This window comes from Erythrobacter sp. W302b (assembly GCF_046452395.1).
In the GTDB taxonomy this organism is placed as follows: domain Bacteria; phylum Pseudomonadota; class Alphaproteobacteria; order Sphingomonadales; family Sphingomonadaceae; genus Erythrobacter.
In genome coordinates this window covers 53,343-68,905 of the sequence record NZ_JBKFDH010000002.1, presented here as the reverse complement: position 1 = coordinate 68,905, position 15,563 = coordinate 53,343, and the positions used below count along the sequence as shown (strand labels likewise).

12 protein-coding genes are annotated in these 15,563 nt (G+C 61.0%); 8 read left to right on the top strand and 4 right to left on the bottom strand.

What is annotated here, in order from left to right; all coding sequences use genetic code 11:
* The first annotated feature begins 151 nt into the window (after nucleotides 1-151).
* From ACLBKT_RS14865 to ACLBKT_RS14840, 6 genes are all read left to right on the top strand, one after another.
* Nucleotides 152-3,667 carry a class I SAM-dependent DNA methyltransferase gene (locus ACLBKT_RS14865; protein ID WP_410183763.1) on the top strand — a complete coding sequence of 1,172 codons (3,516 nt, stop codon included), beginning with the start codon at nucleotides 152-154 and terminating at the stop codon, nucleotides 3,665-3,667.
* Nucleotides 3,668-4,121: 454 nt separating this feature from the next.
* Nucleotides 4,122-4,901 carry a DUF5131 family protein gene (locus ACLBKT_RS14860; protein ID WP_410183762.1) on the top strand — a complete coding sequence of 260 codons (780 nt, stop codon included), beginning with the start codon at nucleotides 4,122-4,124 and terminating at the stop codon, nucleotides 4,899-4,901.
* Between the two features lie 22 nt (nucleotides 4,902-4,923).
* Nucleotides 4,924-6,186: a three-Cys-motif partner protein TcmP gene (locus ACLBKT_RS14855; RefSeq protein ID WP_410183761.1), complete on the top strand. Its 1,263-nt coding sequence runs from the start codon at nucleotides 4,924-4,926 to the stop codon at nucleotides 6,184-6,186.
* Nucleotides 6,183-7,118, top strand: a complete 936-nt coding sequence (locus ACLBKT_RS14850; protein WP_410183760.1) for a restriction endonuclease — start codon at nucleotides 6,183-6,185, stop codon at nucleotides 7,116-7,118. The genes ACLBKT_RS14855 and ACLBKT_RS14850 overlap by 4 nt, the downstream gene beginning before the upstream one ends.
* Before the next feature lie 29 nt (nucleotides 7,119-7,147).
* Entirely contained in the window at nucleotides 7,148-8,425 is a 1,278-nt protein-coding gene (locus tag ACLBKT_RS14845) for a restriction endonuclease (RefSeq protein WP_410183759.1), read from the top strand.
* 295 nt (nucleotides 8,426-8,720) lie between these two features.
* Nucleotides 8,721-9,830: a Fic family protein gene (locus ACLBKT_RS14840; RefSeq protein ID WP_410183758.1), complete on the top strand. Its 1,110-nt coding sequence runs from the start codon at nucleotides 8,721-8,723 to the stop codon at nucleotides 9,828-9,830.
* A 132-nt stretch (nucleotides 9,831-9,962) separates the two neighbouring features.
* Here the strand turns inward: ACLBKT_RS14840 and ACLBKT_RS14835 are convergent, their stop codons facing one another.
* The 4 genes from ACLBKT_RS14835 to ACLBKT_RS14820 all read right to left on the bottom strand — a co-directional run bounded on the left by ACLBKT_RS14835 (nucleotide 9,963) and on the right by ACLBKT_RS14820 (nucleotide 12,878).
* Nucleotides 9,963-10,865 carry a TIR domain-containing protein gene (locus ACLBKT_RS14835; protein WP_410183757.1) on the bottom strand — a complete coding sequence of 301 codons (903 nt, stop codon included), beginning with the start codon at nucleotides 10,863-10,865 and terminating at the stop codon, nucleotides 9,963-9,965.
* The gene (locus tag ACLBKT_RS14830) at nucleotides 10,862-11,149 is read right to left on the bottom strand and encodes a hypothetical protein (protein WP_410183756.1); all 288 of its coding nucleotides are present in this window, start codon (nucleotides 11,147-11,149) and stop codon (nucleotides 10,862-10,864) included. Before ACLBKT_RS14830 ends, ACLBKT_RS14835 begins: the two co-directional genes overlap by 4 nt.
* Before the next feature lie 255 nt (nucleotides 11,150-11,404).
* A complete protein-coding gene (locus ACLBKT_RS14825) occupies nucleotides 11,405-11,902 on the bottom strand; it encodes a helix-turn-helix domain-containing protein (protein WP_410183755.1) in 498 nt (165 codons plus the stop codon).
* Between the two features lie 322 nt (nucleotides 11,903-12,224).
* Entirely contained in the window at nucleotides 12,225-12,878 is a 654-nt protein-coding gene (locus ACLBKT_RS14820) for a recombinase family protein (protein WP_410183754.1), read from the bottom strand.
* A gap of 214 nt (nucleotides 12,879-13,092) precedes the next feature.
* Between ACLBKT_RS14820 and ACLBKT_RS14815 the strand changes: the two genes are divergently transcribed.
* Nucleotides 13,093-15,267 carry a TonB-dependent siderophore receptor gene (locus ACLBKT_RS14815; RefSeq protein ID WP_410183753.1) on the top strand — a complete coding sequence of 725 codons (2,175 nt, stop codon included), beginning with the start codon at nucleotides 13,093-13,095 and terminating at the stop codon, nucleotides 15,265-15,267.
* A gap of 4 nt (nucleotides 15,268-15,271) precedes the next feature.
* On the top strand, nucleotides 15,272-15,559 hold the full coding sequence (locus ACLBKT_RS14810; RefSeq protein ID WP_410183752.1) for a hypothetical protein: 288 nt from the start codon (nucleotides 15,272-15,274) through the stop codon (nucleotides 15,557-15,559).
* Nucleotides 15,560-15,563 lie beyond the last annotated feature (4 nt).

The following is a 15,563-nucleotide window of genomic DNA, read 5'->3' as shown; positions in this document are numbered from 1 at the left end:
GCATCCACGAAATCGGCGGATGAAAATTCTAGCCGCCATCTAATGAGACGGTGGAAAATTCCTCATCTACTTACGCCCTAGACGGTCAAAAGTCATCTAGTTCTCCGCTTGGTAATTGCGGTCCTCGCTGCCTCGTGACTACAAGCACTTGATGGCAATGGGGCAGGACAGAATCGGTGCGTTCATCGCCGAGTGGCGCGAAACGGGAGGGTCCGAACTCGCCAACACGCAGTCGTTCATCCATGGCCTGACCAGTCTGCTCGGTGTCGATCCCCCGCGCGGCGCTAGGGCTGATGACGCGACCAATGACTATGTCTTCGAGCGCCGCGTCTTTCAGGACAATGGCGACGGCACCACCAGCTTCGGCCGGATCGACTGCTACAAGCGCGGCTGCTTTATCCTCGAAGCGAAGCAGGGCAGCGAGGCTGACCGGGCGGCGGTCGACATGGGCGAGGACGATCTCGACATCTTCGGCCAGACCGCCAAGACCCGCGTCGCCCGTGGCACCGCTCGGCGCGGCACGCCGGGATGGGCCAAAGCGATGGTTCAGGCCAAGGGCCAGGCCGAACGCTACGCCAAGGCGCTCCCCATCGACCATGGCTGGCCGCCCTTCCTGCTCGTCGCCGACATCGGCTATTGCATCGAGGTCTATGCCGACTTCACCGGCACCGGCAAAGCCTACGCCCAGTTCCCCGACCGGGCGCGCTACCGGATCATGCTGGAAGACCTGCGCGACGAGGATGTGCGCGATCGCCTGCGCGCCATCTGGACCGATCCCAAGAGCCTCGATCCCACCGCCCGCGCCGCCCGCGTCACCCGCGATATTGCCGATCTGCTCGCGACCGTCGCCCGCCGGCTAGAAAAGCGCGGCTATGATGCCGAGACCACCAGCGGCTTCCTCATGCGCGTGCTGTTCACGATGTTCGCCGAGGACAGCAAGCTGATCCCCGAGGGCAGCTTCACCCAGCTCCTCAAGAACCAGCGCGCCCACCCGGAACATCTCGAACACCAGCTTTCCGCGCTGTGGGCGGCGATGGACAAGGGCGAGTTCTCGCCCGCGCTCGGCGTGCCGCTCAGGAAGTTCAACGGCTACCTCTTCAAGGAGCGCACTGCCCTGCCCCTCGATACCGAGGAGCTGGAGGTGCTGATCCAGGCCGCCGAACATGTCTGGACCGAGGTCGAACCCGCGATCTTCGGCACCCTGCTCGAACGCGCGCTCAACCCCAAGGAGCGGGCCAAGCTCGGCGCGCATTACACGCCGCGCGCCTATGTTGAGCGGCTGATCGGCCCCACCATCATGGAGCCGCTGCGCGCCGATTGGGACGGGGTGCGCGGGGCGGCCGCCACCCTGATCGAAGAGGGCAAGGCGGACGAGGCCAAGGCCTTTGTCGAGGCGTTCCATTCCCGGCTTGCCCAGACCAAGGTGCTCGATCCCGCCTGCGGCACCGGCAACTTCCTCTATGTCGCAATGGCGCGCATGAAGGAACTGGAGGGCGAGGTGCTCGATCTGCTGGTCGAGCTGGGGGACGACCAGTATGTCGCCGAGCTCACCGGGCACACCATCACGCCCGAAAACTTCCTCGGTATCGAGATCAACCCGCGCGCCGCCGCAATCGCGCAGCTGGTGCTGTGGATCGGCTACCTACAATGGCATTTTCGCGTGAACGGTGCGGATCGCACTCCGCCCGAACCGATCCTGCGCGACGTCAAGACCATCGAGAACCGCGATGCCCTGATCGAGTGGGACGACAAGGTAGCCGAGCTGGACGATGCCGGAGAACCCGTCACCCGGTGGGACGGCGAGACGATGAAGGAGCACCCCGTCACCGGCAAGAAGGTGCCCGACGAGGCGGCACGGGTGGAGGTCTACCGCTATGTAAAGCCGCGCGCTGCGAAGTGGCCCAAAGCCGATTTCATCGTTGGAAACCCGCCGTTCATTGGTGGCAAGGATGTGCGCGACCGTTTGGGGGATGGCTATTTCAAGGCGCTGTTCGCGACAACGGACGTACCTGAGAGCGCCGATTTTGTCATGCACTGGTGGGACAAGGCGGCAACCGCCGTGCGCAAGGCAGGCACGCGCCGGTTCGGCTTCGTCACCACCAATTCGATCACGCAGGTGTTCAGCCGCCGGGTAATCGCCAAGCACATGGACGCCAAGGACCGGGTGAGCCTGCTGTTCGCCATCCCGAACCACCCTTGGGTGGACGAGAAGGATGGGGCCGCTGTGCGCATCGCCATGACGGTCGCCGCGCCGGGCAAGGCGGCGGGCTATCACTGGAATGTTGCCGACGAAAGCGGCGCGCCCGATCATCTCGTTTACACCGAGAGGGTCGGCCAGATCAGTTCCGACCTGAGGATCGGGGCTGATGTGACTTCCACAGTCGCTCTCAGAGCTAATGAAAAACTGGCGTCGCGCGGCGTTCAATTGATGGGCGATGGATTCATCTTGGCACCGGAAGAGGCTGCCAGCCATGCGGGGGTTCGAATCCTTCCGCCCCAGCCATCCGCGCTACCTGACTGCCCCTCCCCGAATAGGATTCGAACTGACGGCCAAGAATCTGGTGTAATCTTTGACTATCGAAATGGCCGTGACCTCGCCTCACGCCCTCGCGGTGTGAAGGTGATTGACCTTTATGGGATGAGCGAAGCCGAGGTGCGTGAGCGGCATCCAACGGTGTACCAACATGTGCTGGCGACCGTAAAACCCCATCGCGACCAGAACAACCGCGCCAGCTATAGAGAAAACTGGTGGTTGTTTGGCGAGCAGCGTTCAGAGCTGCGTAAAGCTCTTCGCGGGGTAAGCAGGTACATCGCCACCATCGAAACGGCCAAGCACCGGGTTTTCCAGTTTTTGCCGATGTCGATCCTGCCCGACAACAAACTGGCCTGTATTGCCCTCGACGACGCATATGCATTGGGTGTCCTATCAAGCCGCCTACATGTGGCGTGGGCGATAGCGAGCGGCGGGCGGCTCGGGATGGGCGATGACCCTGTGTACGTGAAGTCGCGTTGCTTCGACCCTTTCCCATTCCCCGCTGACGTCCCCGAACGGCTCAAGGACAAAATCCGTGCCGAGGCTGAGGCACTCGATGTGCTGCGCAAGCGGGTGCTTGAAAGCCATGAGGACCTGACCCTCACCAAGCTCTACAACGTGCTCGAAACCCTGCGCGAGGGCCGCGCGCTGACCGATGTTGAGCGCGACATGCATGATCGCGGGCTCGTCACACTGATCCGCCAGCATCACGAGGCCATCGATGCGCTGGTCGCCGAAGCTTATGGCTGGCCCGCTGACCTATCCGACGAGGAAATCCTCACACGCCTCGTCGCCCTCAACAAGGAACGCGCCGCCGAGGAAGCCCGCGGCCTGATCCGCTGGCTGCGCCCCGAATATCAGGCACCGGACTACAAGGCCCCCGTCACCCAGACGCTCGACCTCGACGAAACCGCTGCCGCGCTGCCCGACAACGTCATTCCCTGGCCCGGCTCACTCCCCGAACAGGTCAGTGCCGTACAATCGATCCTCACCGCCGCCGCCACGCCCCTCGCCCCGCAAGACGTCGCCCGAGCCTTCAAGGGCAAACGCGCCGCCACCGTCCGACCGGTTCTGGACGCGCTCGCCGGCATAGGCATGGCACGGCGGCTGAAGGATGGGCGATATGCGGCATAGCGCTATCCGACCAAAGAACGACAGTTTTCGAGCCAGACCCATCCTTCAGCATCGCTCCGACAATCGTCTTCGATCAAAGATTGAGTTGCCGCGAAATGGGCAGACAAACAGTTGGCAAGTACCCATACTATCGATATGTTCACCCAATGTTCGTTGTCTCCAGCATCCAGCCAGATCAGATTGTGGGACAATCGGGGAAGAGGCGACTTCATTGCAACCGATTGATCCACTATGGCTAGTTGAGGTGTATCGTCTTTGGCCAGAACTCCTAACTTCCGTCGGGGCCAATGGGGTCAAAAAGCTCGGCTCGAAAGATTTGCATTGAGCGGGATAGGTCATCAGAGGCGACCAGCACTTGCTTGTCTGGCCTATGTATCGGCTATTCCGCTTGATCTCATCTCGTGCCCGGCACGCCGCAGAATTTATACCGGTGTAGAAAGCAACTGAAGCATCTATGGCGCAATCACAGATCGAGTGGACAGATGCGACGTGGAACCCAGTTGCGGGGTGTACAGTGGTGTCGGCCGGCTGCACCCACTGCTATGCCATGGATATGGCTCGCCGGCTCGAAGCGATGGGCGTCACCAAATATGAAGGGCTGACACGCAAGAGCGGCAAGCGAACCGTCTGGAACGGCGTCGTGCGAGAGGATCGCAGCGCGCTCGCCATTCCGCGGCGCTGGCGCAAACCGCGCAAGATTTTTGTCAATTCGATGAGCGACCTGTTCCACGAGGCCGTGAGCGAAGCGTTCATCGCCGAGGTGTGGCAGGTGATGCGCGATACGCCACATCACCACTATCAAATCCTGACTAAGCGACCCGATCGAATGGCCGACGTTTTGCAAAAAGCCAGCGATGACATCCTGCCCAATGTTTGGCTCGGCACCAGCGTAGAGGATGCGGGCGTCGTTCCTCGCATCACCGCACTGCGAAAGGTCGCCGCCGCAGTCCGCTTCATTTCGTTCGAGCCGTTGATCGGGCCGGTCGGGCAAGTCGATCTCAGCGGGATCGACTGGGCGATCGTCGGCGGCGAGAGCGGCCGCTCGGCCCGTCCGATCAAGGAAGAATGGATCGACGAGATTCACGATCAGTGCGAGACCTACGGGACCGCCTTCTTCTTCAAGCAATGGGGCACTTGGGGCGAGGACAACAGGCGCCGCTCTAAGAAGGCGAACGGTCGTCACTATCGTGGCCAGACCTGGAACGCGATGCCGACGCTGGAGGCGGCGCCGTAACGGGCAGGTGCAGGAACACGAGATGGTTGAGAAGCGATACGAATGGGCCAAAGGCGCGACACTTGAGGAACATTCCCGGCGCAAGCACAAGATTCTGCGCGAATATCTGTTCGAGTATCTGGTCGTACGCTGCCGGCTGCCTCAGCAGTCGCGCTTCCGACTCGCCATCGTCGACGGCTTCGCCGGGGGCGGTCGCTATCGCTGCGGCGCGGCAGGATCGCCTATCATCGTTCTTGAGGAGCTCAAGCACGCCGTCGAGACGGTCAACCTGGACCGCGCCGCGCAAGGGCTTGGTCAGGTCGCACTTGAATGCCTGCTGGTCCTCAACGATTTCAGTTCCGACGCGCTTGAATCGCTCAAGACCCACTTGGCACCGGTACAGGCGGAGATCGCCGCATCGATGCCCAATCTCCATGTGCGCGTCGAATATCTCAACCAGCCCTTTGAGGCGGCCTATCCCGCCATTAAGCAGCTGCTCGAAGCGGGCCGCTACCGCAATGTGCTCTTCAATCTTGACCAGTGCGGGCACAGCCACGTTGACCGCCGTACGCTGATCGACATTATGCGCGCCTACCCGTCGGTCGAGATCTTCTACACATTTGCGATCGAAGCGCTGGTCGCGTTCTTGCAGAAAAGTGACCCAGAACTCCTCGCTGCGCAGCTGCAGCACCTCGACATCGAGCCGGGCAATCTTGCAAGTCTAGAAGGAGCGATGAGCAAAGGAAGTTGGCTCGGCGCAGCCGAACGTATCGTATTCGAAACCTTCCGCAATTGTGCACCTTTCGTCAGCCCCTTCTCGATCAACAATCCCGATGGCTGGCGCTATTGGCTGATCCATTTCGCAAACTTCTATCGCGCGCGCCAAGTCTACAACAACGTGCTGCACAAGAACAGCAGCGCGCAGGCGCATTTTGGTCGTTCGGGCCTCAACATGCTGAGCTACGATCCGCGCCACGAGACCGGCGCACTTTATCTGTTCGATCTTTCTGGGCGGCAGCAGGCGTTAGGACAGTTGCTCGAGGACATCCCACGGCTCGTGTCGGAGTCGGGCGACGCCATTCCCGTGCACGATTTCTACGAGAGCATCTATAATTCGACTCCTGCCCATGCCGACGATGTTCATCAGGCGATCATCGACAACCCCGATGTCGAGGTTCTGACACCGGGCGGCGGCGAACGCCGCAAAGCCAACACCATCGCAGTCGGCGACATCCTTCGTCTCAAGAACCAGAAGAGCTTCTTTCCGATGTTTCTGGGGCCGGCCACGGGCGCTCGGTCGGAATGACCCGCCAGCGCATCGATCCCGAATGGCGCGCCTTCGAGCGGCTCGTCGCGCGGATCGAACGCGATGCAGCCGGTCGTGACGCGACCGTTGCCTCACCCGATCGAATACGGTGTCGGTACAGTGGACGCCTACGTGAAGTCGACGCCTCGCTGCGCACGGTCGACGGGAAATTGACCACGATCGAGTGCCGCAAGCGTCGTGCGCGTCAAGACGTGACATGGATCGAGCAGCTGGCCACAAAGAAGAACTCGCTCGGCGCCGACCATACGATCGCGGTCAGCGCCTCGGGATTCTCGCCCGCGGCGCGAAATATCGCCGCTGTGCACGGCATCGCGCTCAAGGACCTGCGCCAGATCGAGGAGGCCGACCTAAATCCCAACCTCAATCTCGATTTTGTGCTTTTCACCCACAAGAGCGCGGCGCTCGTCGGCGTCGAACTGCGCTTCGCTGCGAGCACGCCTTGGACAGTGCCGCGCCCGGGCGAAGGCGATTTGCAACTGGACAATGATTGCGATCTGTTGGCCCCTATCTTCCACCATGTCGAGGACGGACGTCGCTGGTCGATCGACGACCTGTGGCGCCAGTTGCAGGATGCCGTCGACCCGTTTTCTGGGCTCGAGAAGGGTGCGCCCCCCGTGATTCGTTCGGTTTGCTTTCCCTATCCTGGGACTGTCGAAGTCGACACGCCATCCGGTCCGAGGCGGCTTGGCGACGTCGTCCTGAGTATTGCCTTGGCAATTACGGTCGAGCCGGTTTGGAAATCAGACACGGCCAAGATTCAATACGGCGAGAAGTACCGACAGGGATTGCAGCGTCTCGAGTTTGAGTCCGCACACACGTGCGATCCTTGGCGCATCGCGCTCCAGCTTCCGAGTGATGCGATTGATCGGCAAAGCATGGTCGTGGCCAGTGACTGGCCCGCGCAGCGATGACCAGCCCTCCGTCCGACCCAAATAAGGACGTGGCCCGCTGGGTTTTGCCATCGGCCATTCCGTTCGAGCACCTCAAGGGCCACGATCTGGAAGAATGCATCTATTGGCTAATGGATTCGCTCGGAGCCAAGGACTTGGAGTGGCGCGTCGGCGGCATCGGCGCGGGAACCTCCGACGGCGGACGCGATCTCGAAGCTTGGTTCTTCTCCCCTTCACCCGACGGTGAGATGGAAGGCCAGCGTTGGTGGATTGAGTGCAAGGGTCGCAGCGGCACGGTTGAAGCCGACACTGTCAAGGCGGCATGCAACAATGCGCTTGCACAGGACGATCTCGCCTATCTGGTCGTTGTGACTAACACCGGCTTCTCCAATCCGACCCGCGACTGGGTCAAACAGTGGCAGAAGTCGCACCCATGTCCGCGGGTCAAATTGTGGGACAAGTCCTCGCTAGAGCGTATGCTCGCGCAGCATCCTAACGCCGTCTTTCGTTTGTTCAGCCAAGCGCTCAGCACCGCAGGTCATCTCGAAGTCGCCCGCGAGGGTTTCTGGAATCGGTTCGACTACACGTCGCCGAGGACGCTTCAGACCTTCTGGGACGCACGCGAGGATCTCGTAATCGGGCCGCTTGAGCGCATCGCGCTCGTCGTCTCTGAATTCGCCCATGGTCGGATCGGCGACCGCCCCTGGGGCGTAGCATGCGAACCGCAAGCCGTGTTCGAAACGCTCGCCCTCGCGACCGCGAACCTCCCTTACCTTTTTGGGCGCGCTCTGCGCGGCGGGATAGATCAGGAGCCAGTGATTCGTGGGATTGCATATCTCGTCCTAGCGACGCTTCGTGTGATCGGCGCAAGGGACGTCGCCAAGATGATCGAAGCACAGCTGCAAAACAGCGATGGCACGCCCTACCCTGATCAGGTGCGCCTTGCGCTGCTGGAGCCTGTCCTGAGCACGCTGCTTTACGAGACGACCGAGGTCTGCAGCGCCGACTGCAAGCGGGTGATATGCGGCGGCGGCGACGCTTATGCGTTCGACAACGAGCCAATCGAGGCCTATTGGCGGCGGCTCGACCCCCAAGGCCGCCAAGCGGGCCCGGCGAAGGACGATCGGCAGCTCTGGATCGAGAGGAACGACGAGCCGTGCAATGTTGGCTTCGCGGTCGGCGCTGGAAATGGTTGCCCGCTATTCGCCAGCGAGCCTGGCGAGACTGAACTTGCCGAACTGTTGGCAATCGTCGAGCGGGTCAGCGACTTTCGCTCAGCCGAAGCCAAGGCTAAGGCCGCCGCCGAGACGGCTCCGGGACAGCCCTAAGCGACGTCGCGGCCGCGATAGCTGTCAGCGCCGGCATGGGTTCTGGCCCGATGAGATAGAGCAGGCCTGCTATGTCAGGAGCGTAGAGCACTACTTGAAGCTCCGGTGGGGCTATTTGTCCGAAGCCTGAGAAAACAAGTTTGGCAAGGCGATGCGGCCCCAGAAGCAGCAAACGACGATTTGCCCGACGGTGGTCTCAGGTGCATATTTCGCGCGACCGCGATTGGCAGAACGCTGACACGTGCGCATTGTCGTGTTAGCGTAAGCGCGATTCCTTTAACACGTTGCGAGTGTCATGTTAGCGCCGACCTACATCATCCCACCACTTCCTCCGGGCGTCGACCTCGAAACCGTGCCCATCCTCAAGGCACTCAATGCCGCAAGTCGGGCTCTTGCCGACCTCAAGGGGCAGGCGCGCACAATCCCCAATCAGGGGATTCTGATCGACACGCTTGCCCTTCAAGAAGCGAAGGCATCGTCCGAAGTCGAAAACATCGTCACCACCCAGGACGAGCTTTTTCAGGCCGACCTCTTTCCTGATGACCCGCAATCACCTGCCTCGAAGGAAGTGGCGCTCTACCGCGATGCCCTCCGGCTCGGCTATGCCCGAATTCTGGAGACCGGGGGCCTGATCCCTAATTCCGTTCTCATCGACATGTTCAGGCTTCTGAAGGGGCGCGACGACGGGTTTCGGGTGACGCCCGGCACTGCCCTGAAACATGACCGAACCGGGGCAATCGTTTATGTTCCGCCACAAGATGCGCGGGACATCGTCGAGCAAATGACCGCGCTCGAGCGTTTTGTGAACGATGATACCGTGAGCGACCTCGATCCCCTGATCAAGATGGCGCTGATCCATCATCAGTTCGAAAGCATACACCCCTTCCCCGACGGGAACGGGCGCATTGGCCGCATCCTGAACGTCCTCTACCTGACGCGCACCGGTCTGCTCGATATTCCTGTCCTCTACCTTTCGCGCCACGTGACGCGGCACAAGGCCGACTATTACCGTCTGCTTCAGGCTGTGCGTGACAGCGGTGGGGACCAAGAGGCATGGGAAGCTTGGGTGATGTACATGCTTGAGGGTGTCGCCGAGACAGCGGCCACCACGCTTCGCATCGTGGAAGGGATCCGCGACCAGATGGCTCGGGCCAAGCACAGAATGCGTGCCGAGCTACCGCGGCTTTACAGTCAGGAGCTGCTCAACAACCTGTTCCGGCACCCTTACACACGCATCGAGTACGTCCAGCGGGATCTTGGTCTGAAGGCCCGACAGACCGCCGCCAAGTACCTCGATGCACTGGCAGAGCAGGGGTTCGTGGTGAAGCAGCGCGCCGGCAAGCACAACTACTACATTAATACTGAGCTGGTCCGGCTATTCCTGGAAGTGTCGGAAGCGGCGTAACAGGCCCAAGGCCGATGTCAGCTTTGCGCCCCAATTTAGGTCACTGGACAAGAGAGGAGGGTTCGCCGACTTTCGCAGGCTGCTCTCAGGAAGTTGGCAATCCAGCGCGCCCGTAAACGGCCAGACATTTAGTCACTTCATGACCGTATTCCAGTCGATCGTGTAACCGGCAGCCGAAAGTTCGCGCGCCAGCTCCTGCTTCCAGCCATTGCTTTCATCCATGGCGGTCCAAACCACTCCGGCGAAGTCACTGGGAATATTGACCTTGCCGCGCTGGAAGGCACACACACGGTCACGGCCCAGCTTGCCGATAAAATAACCCAGCTCAAGAAGGACGTTCTGCCTGGCGCGGGGTTCCGGGGTCTCTCCCTTCTTGCATCCCTCATCGTCCGGGGTCAGCAGAACGACTGCAAATCCGACATCGCTGTTGGCCTCCACCTTCTCGATGACGGTGCGGCCGCGATTGGCCTGCTCATGCAGGATGATCGGGGCGAACCCGATTTTCTCCAAATAGCGCGCAACCGTCTCGCGCGCCTCGCCGTCATGGCCGTGGACGATAAACACTTTGTTGTTGTGTGACGAAGGGAGCGCCAGCGCCGGGGCAGAGCTGCCGTGACTCATGACATAGGCCTTATAATCTCGGGCGAAGGGAATGATCACTTGGGACGTAACGGCGCGTACATCGCCGATGATCTTGCGGCCCGTGTTATAAAAGGTGTGCCCGAAACTCGCCATGTCGTGCGGCTTTTCTGCAAATCGCTCGATGAGCAGCAGGGTCAGGCCCAGCACTTTCTCAGGTTCCACCGGCCAGGCCAGCTTGTCGCCACCGATCATGCCGCCACTCGGTTCATTTTCAGCCAAGAATGCGTCGAGGTCCAGCCCGTCGGTCAACTGCTCGTTATAAGGCACCAATTCCGGGCTCTTCAGCAAACGCGCCAGCGTCTTCAGCGGACGGTCGTAGCTCTGATATTGGGCGCTCTGAAGGTCGAGAACCGCATTATTGATTTGTTCAAACAGGTCGGGACTGGTGCTCATTGGTCGCTGTCGCCCTCCATACGGGCCTGCGCGGCACGTTCAACAATCGCTTCGCGATAGCGCTCCTTCATTCCTTCCATCATCTGCACGACAATGGGATTGGAAGCGTAGTCTCCGAGGCGCTCGTCGATCATGGCTTCCATCTGGGCGATGGCCGCCTCGATGCTGCCCGGATCGTTGGGTTTGAAGTTGACGGCACCTAGTTCGCCGTCGATCTCGGCGAAGGCTTTCTGGGCATCGTCGAGCGTGCGGGTAAATTTGTCGAGACCAGTGATCTTGACCATGGGGTGCTCCTTGAATGAGCCTGCAGTATCCTACGCCCATGGCCGGACGAACGGATATGTCAGGGGACCCCTGCTAGGCGGGATCGTGGATAGATTGCTGTTGCAGGAAACCCTCGCAAATCCTGCGCACAGCGCTAGATGTCGAACATAGGACGTGGCGGCGTCATCCTGCCCTTGTGGAAGGGGCCGATGCTTCTGGCCGAAGCGCCACGTCCTACGCCCTAAAAGGCTGCGGTGGACCGCAGCCCTCAAATCTTACGTCGATGCCCGGCGATGCTTCGGCAGGGCAACCGCCTTGCGGCGCTTCTGGTTCTCCTGCTTCATCTCGGTGAATTCAGGCTCGAGCTCCTTCAATCGCTTCACCAAACCAGAGAGGTCGTATTCGTTGCTGGTCTTGCCGCGCCCAGGCCGGGTGCGCTCGATGCGCTGAACAAGGCCCGCACTTTCCAGCTCAGCGATCTGCCTCTGTACCTGCCGCTCGCTCATGCCCATGCGCTCGGCAAGCAGCTGCTTTTTCGGCCAAGGCCGTTGCGCGACGTCCCACCAGATGTCGGCCAGGTGCATGATGATGTTGAACTGCACAGGGTTGATGCCAAGCCGTGCCTGCGCCTGCATGAGCAGCGACGGCACAATACAGAAACCCAGGTCCATGACAGGCTTACCGTATTTCTTTTCCGATGCCTTGCGCGTGTCGGCCTTTGGTTTGATCGGCACGACCTTGGTGGGCTTGATAGATGAAAAGATTTTGACCATGTTGCGTTACCTCGTTGAGCACAATATGCGTCGACTTTCGGCTACTTGCAACGGATGCCGACCGGACTTCTATGTCCGATCGCGCATAGACGCCAGTGTCCGGTTCGGACAGGTCGCCCGCGTCCGATGAATCAGGACAGCCGGGTAAACTGCACATCGGCAGAAGGGCATACGAACATAGCACTCTAGGCAGACCGGTCGCATATGACCGGTCGGTCGAGACAATTCCAGCGCCACGTGAGCTCAGTATTTGAATGAGCGCCACGAACAGTGGCTAGATCCCAAAGTCTGTCATCCAGACCCGTCAACAGTCCAACTTTGCCTACGCCCCCTTTCCCACGCCTCGCATCTGCAACTCCAGCACGCGCATGGCTGAGGCACGGAGTTCACCGTCCGGGCCGACATAGCGATACGCGGTCGCCTTCGAGATGCCGAACTCGGCGACGAAATCAACGACGACTTTCTCGCGCTTGCGCATGGCCCTCTGGAGCAGGCGGATCTTTTTTGGGGTCAGCTCGTGTGAGCGGCCGCAACGCTTACCCCTTGCCTGTGCCGCGGCGATGCCAGCCCTCGTACGCTCGACAATAAACTCGCGCTCGAATTCGGCCAGCGCGGCGAATATCCCGAACATGAGGCGGCCGCTGGCGGTGGTGGTGTCGATCATGGCCCCTTCGCCGGTGAGGACTTTGAGACCGATCCCACGGGCGGTCAGCTCGCCGACGGTGTTGACCAGATGGCGAAGGCTGCGGCCGAGCCGGTCGAGCTTCCAGATCACCAGCGTATCCCCGGAGGCCAAGGCGGCGAGGCATGCATCCAGCCCCGGCCTGCTGTCGCGGGCACCCGAAATGCTGTCCTGATAGATCCGCTTGGGATCAACGCCTGCGGCGATCAGCGCATCGTGCTGCAGGTGATGAAGCTGACTGCCATCGGACTTTGATACGCGGCTGTATCCGATCATGGAGACTTTCTCGGCCATGCAGGCCCTCCTTCCTGAGCCAGTCCGGCTCTCGACGCCAAGGCGCCCAGAAATGTGCTGGGGCTTCAAGCCGAGCCGATACGGCAGATGCATAAATAACTGCTGGCGTGCATGTAATCGGCTTAGCGCTGAAGTGCGCCAAGAGCGTCGTTATCAATTGACATTGATTCGCATTTGCATAGAGGCTTGGGTGAGAACTGTCCCCGGAGCATCCATGAAAGCCTATCGTCCCGCCACTTCCGTGTTTGCCATCGCGATCGCCAGCGCAGCCTGTCTCCCACAAGCCGCAATGGCACAGTCCAGCGACGAGGAGCAGGCCACCACAGAGACCCGTGCCGACCAGGGCAAAACCGCTGAAGGCATCCTGGTGGTGGGCAAGCGCGAGAGCGGCTACACTTCGGACACCCAGTCGGGCGCCACCTTTGGCGAGCAAAGCATCTTCGATACGCCGTTCTCAGTGACGACCATCCCGCAGGAAGTGCTGCTCGATCAGCAGGTGCGCGCCTTGGGCGATATTGCCCGAAACGATCCTTCCACCACGGTCAGTACCCCTCCGGGGTTCAATGACACGGTCAATCTGCGCGGCTTCAATCTCGACAATTCGACCAGCTATCGACGTGAAGGGCTGATCTTCCAGAACCAGGTGCAAAGCCCGTTCGAGAACAAGGCGGCGGTCGAGATTATCAAGGGGCCGGCTTCGGTGCGCTATGGTTTCACGCCGCCGGGCGGGGTTATCAACTATGTGCTCAAGCGGCCGACCGATACACCCTATCGCTTCGTGCAGGCGTTCGGCGACAGCTTTGGTTCGGTCGGCGTTCATGCCGATGTCGGTGGACGGTTCAGCGACACGGTCGGCTACCGCATCAACGCCGTCGCCGCGCAGGAGGCGACCTTTGTCGAAGGGGTAGCGGGCCCGCGCTACATGATCAGCGCGCTGTTTGAATGGCGCCCGACCGACCGGCTGACGATCGATGTCGAAGGCGAATACCAGTATCGCGAGCTGGAGCAGCAGGCCAACCTTTCGATCGGTGACTTCGCCGATGATGTCACACCCCAGCAGCGGCGTGCGCTGATCGAAAGCTTCGACCGCACCACATTCCTCGGGCAGGAATGGGGCACCTACCCCACTTCCAATTTCGTCGGCTCGATTGGCGCTCGTTATGAAATTTCGGAGAAATGGACCGTCCAGGCCCGCGCGCAGCAGATGCGGCTTGAGCGCGACCAGCAGGCCGCCGGGATCGCTTTTGGCACCTTGCAGGCCAATGGTGATTTCGAACAGGACATCTTCTTCGACGCTGATCAGGTGCGCGATCCCTTCTCGGCGGAAATCTTCGTCACCGGGCAATTCGACACCTTGGGCATCACTCATGACATCGCCTTCGGCGGCGCGATCAGCCGCAATCCCTTGCGTTTCTCGCTCGGCGGAGATTGCTGTCTGGTCGCGGGCGCATCGAACATTTTCAATCCTGTCGCCCTGCCCCGCCCGCCGGTCAACGAGACCCCTGACGTTGATGCGATCCGCTTCAATCAGGATGCGCTGTTCGTCTCAGACCTCATCACCATCACCGATGAGTTTAAGCTGTTCGGCGCACTGCGCTGGTCGCGGCAGGAGAACCTTGACCGCTTCAACGATGCCGAAACGCTGGAGACCACCTACGAGGACAACGATTTCGTACCCAATGTCGGCGTGCTCTACACCCCGACCGAGCGGCTGACCTTCTATGCCAGTTTCGCCGAGGGCGTAACGCAGGGCGAGCAAATCCCAATCGAGGCTGCCAATTTCGGCACCGAAGCCTTCCTGCCGCCCGCCGCCACCAGCCAGATCGAGGCCGGAGTGAAAGCGGAGATATTCACCGGCGCGATCCTGACCGCTGCCTATTTCGATATCAGCCAACCGCTTGCCACCTTCGATGCGGATGACATCTTCGGCTATCTCGGCGATCAGGTGCATCGCGGGCTTGAAGTGACGCTGAACGGTGAGGTGGCACCCGGCTTGCGGCTGATCGCGGGCGGGCTTTATCTTGACGCGCAGATCGACAACCCCAATGATCCGGTGCTTGATGGCAAACGTCCGAGTGGGGTGCCCGAGTACCAGATCAACCTGTTTGCCGATTACGAGGTCGCCGCTGTGCCCGGCCTTGCCCTGAATGGCGGCGTGTTCCTGACCGGTGAGCGGTTTGCTGATGAGCTCAATACCTTCACCATCGATGGCTATGTGCGGGTCGATCTGGGTGTGCGCTATGCCTTTGATCTGGGCGATCAGCGCCTGACTGCGCGGGTCAATGTTCGCAACGTCACCGACGAGAACTTTGTCGAGGGCACCGCCTTCGGCAGCTTCCTGTTCGGCGCACCGCGCGCGGCCTTCTTCTCGCTCGCTGCCGAGTTCTGACCCTGTGGCGGGCGCGATCCAGCAGGATGGCCCGGGGCGGATCGCATGGCGGCTGCTGGCAGCGTTCGGCGGCGGCTATGCACTGGTGAGCAGCTTTGTCGCGATGATCGGTCAGGTGCTCCCGCTGATCGGCGTGGCGCGCGGAGAAGCGGTTGCTCTTGCGCTGATGCTGGCCTTGTTCATCTATGTGCCGGTGTGCCTGCTGATGATCGCCACGCCGCGGCCGTGGCGGGACGGGCTGGCTGTGGTGGCAACGGCGGCGGCGCTGATGCTGCTGGCGCGGGCGATCTGAGGGG

Bases quoted from the DNA above. Each gene is read 5' to 3' on its own strand.
- ACLBKT_RS14865 (WP_410183763.1), top strand. From the start codon at position 152: ATGGCAATGGGGCAGGACAGAATCGGTGCGTTCATCGCCGAGTGGCGC.
- ACLBKT_RS14860 (WP_410183762.1), top strand. From the start codon at position 4,122: ATGGCGCAATCACAGATCGAGTGGACAGATGCGACGTGGAACCCAGTT.
- ACLBKT_RS14855 (WP_410183761.1), top strand. From the start codon at position 4,924: ATGGTTGAGAAGCGATACGAATGGGCCAAAGGCGCGACACTTGAGGAA.
- ACLBKT_RS14850 (WP_410183760.1), top strand. From the start codon at position 6,183: ATGACCCGCCAGCGCATCGATCCCGAATGGCGCGCCTTCGAGCGGCTC.
- ACLBKT_RS14840 (WP_410183758.1), top strand. From the start codon at position 8,721: ATGTTAGCGCCGACCTACATCATCCCACCACTTCCTCCGGGCGTCGAC.
- ACLBKT_RS14835 (WP_410183757.1), bottom strand. From the start codon at position 10,865: ATGAGCACCAGTCCCGACCTGTTTGAACAAATCAATAATGCGGTTCTC.
- ACLBKT_RS14830 (WP_410183756.1), bottom strand. From the start codon at position 11,149: ATGGTCAAGATCACTGGTCTCGACAAATTTACCCGCACGCTCGACGAT.
- ACLBKT_RS14825 (WP_410183755.1), bottom strand. From the start codon at position 11,902: ATGGTCAAAATCTTTTCATCTATCAAGCCCACCAAGGTCGTGCCGATC.
- ACLBKT_RS14820 (WP_410183754.1), bottom strand. From the start codon at position 12,878: ATGGCCGAGAAAGTCTCCATGATCGGATACAGCCGCGTATCAAAGTCC.
- ACLBKT_RS14815 (WP_410183753.1), top strand. From the start codon at position 13,093: ATGAAAGCCTATCGTCCCGCCACTTCCGTGTTTGCCATCGCGATCGCC.